The organism is Pseudonocardia sp. D17 (assembly GCF_036984265.1).
Classification (GTDB): domain Bacteria; phylum Actinomycetota; class Actinomycetes; order Mycobacteriales; family Pseudonocardiaceae; genus Pseudonocardia; species Pseudonocardia benzenivorans.
This window is the reverse complement of the sequence record NZ_BPRG01000213.1, coordinates 1-1,272: the sequence shown is the minus strand read 5'-3', so window position 1 is coordinate 1,272 and position 1,272 is coordinate 1. Positions and strand designations below refer to the sequence as shown.

The 1,272-nt window shown below is 70.0% G+C and carries 1 protein-coding gene; it reads right to left on the bottom strand.

All coding sequences use genetic code 11. The features are described from left to right. Positions 1-28 precede the first annotated feature (28 nt). On the bottom strand, positions 29-1,243 hold the full coding sequence (locus PSD17_RS28065; RefSeq protein ID WP_339125295.1) for an IS110 family transposase: 1,215 nt from the start codon (positions 1,241-1,243) through the stop codon (positions 29-31). Positions 1,244-1,272 lie beyond the last annotated feature (29 nt).

Below are 1,272 nucleotides of genomic sequence, written 5' to 3'. Positions count from 1 at the left end.
GATGAGACATCCTCTGTCAACCTTCGGGTCAGGCTGCTCGTCCGAGGGCTCGGTTGCGGTTGGCGACGTGGACGTTTTCGTCGTAGAGGACGCCTCGAGTGAGGCAGTGCCAAAGGATTTCCAGCCAACGGTTCCCCAGTGCGCGCAGGGCGTTGTGGTGGGATTTCTTGGCGGCGATCTTGGCCTCGTAGAACTCCCGCGCCCAACCGCTTCTACTGATGCTGCAGAACGCCCATTGGTGCACGGCGTCGCCGAGGTAGCGGTTGTGCGCGAGCCGGCGGCTGACGACGAAATCGTGCTTTCCCGAGCGTCGGGTGACCGGGGCTTGACCGGCGTAGCACTGCAGACCGTTCGGGGAGTCGAACGCGTTGATGTGCTCGCCGATCTCTCCGGCGACCCGAGCTGCGAGGCGGTCTCCCAGGCCGGGGAAGCTCAGGTAGATGTCCCCGCCCGGGAAGGTCTTCCCCGGGTCGGGGTCCTCCACGCTGTGATCACGGCCGGTGTGATCACGGCCGGTGCGGCGCCCGCCCAGGAGGAGCTCGCCCATGCGCTGTTCCCAGCCGTGGCGTGCCTCATGCAACGCCAGCAGTTGGACCGCGGCGAGGCGGATCCCGGCCGCCTTGGCGCGCACGAGGTAATCGCGGGTCGGCAGGGACGGCGCGGCGAGCGCGTCTGCCACGCGGTCGGCAAAGCGGTCGGGCCAGCCGTGACGGCCTGCCCGGGCGAACGCGACCAGCTCGGCGCGGGAAGCCGCAGCGAGTTCAGCCTGGGTCGGCCAGCGTTGCAACAGCCGCAACACCGTCGGGGCGCCCAGATCCTTGCCCGCGACGACGAGGGCTGCGGGGTAGGTGGTCTGCAGGTCGGCGCGCAGCCGGTTGAGCAGGCGGCGTTGGTCGCGGGCGGCGCGTTCGTCGTCGCGCCCGATCGCGCGCAGCTCACCACCGATCTCGCCGTGCGGGATGAGGGTCTTGAGCGTGGTGTGGCGGTCGAGGGCGATCAGGCAGCAGATCCGGGCGTCCTCGGCGTCGTCCTTCTTCCGGGCCGGGCCACGGCGGCGCGCGACCAGGTCGGGGTTGACCGGCAGCACGGTGAACCCGGCGTCGACGAGTGCTTCGACGAGCAGGCCGTGGCGGGTCTCGATCACCACCCGAACTTCGGCCGGGTCGGGCTCCAGGCGCAGCGCGCGTTCGACCAGGGCGGCGACTCCGTCGGGGCCGTGCGGGATCCGGAACTGCTCGATCACTCCTTTCTCCTGTGTGCCGAGGGCGATGT